The following is a 489-nucleotide window of genomic DNA, read 5'->3' as shown; positions in this document are numbered from 1 at the left end:
GTATCCGCATCTTCGTCGTGTTCGTTATCCTCAGCGTCCGCATCGTAGTCCTCGGCATCTTCCCGCATCGCCTTCCGATCGTGACGCCCCAAGAATCGTGACAGCTCGCTGTTTTCGCGCGCTGCTTCCTCGATCTTCTGGATTGTCTCTTCGAGGATCGAATCGTACACAGCCTGTTGGTTTGGCGTCAGGCGACAGCCGCCGATCCAGTCGCGCTTGGTCGGAAGAAACGCGGCCCACTCCTTTCGCATGGCACCAGCCACCACGATCCGCGATTTGATCTTTCGCATGATCTGCTCTTGTGCCCCGGGCTTCCAGATTTTGACGCGGCCACCGGAAACCTGCTCTCCGTATTTGGCGTTGAATTCGTCCTTGGTGCCGAACAGCGTAGGGTCCATGGCCCCAACCTGCATAGCCATGTCCGAGGGGCTATCGTGGGCCATAGTGCCCGAGGCCAGCCGAATTTTCGGCACGTCACAGATGAGGCAC

1 protein-coding gene is annotated in these 489 nt (G+C 58.7%); it reads right to left on the bottom strand.

Annotated features, from left to right (window positions below):
- Nucleotides 1-398: hypothetical protein (locus AC1RPN_RS08315; protein ID WP_481763735.1), on the bottom strand; the 398-nt coding region annotated here is incomplete at its 3' end.
- Between the last annotated feature and the right edge of the window lie 91 nt (nucleotides 399-489).

It is taken from the genome of Dellaglioa sp. CoH-57-MRSF-20, assembly GCF_056781955.1.
This window is presented reverse-complemented; position numbering and strand designations above follow the sequence as displayed.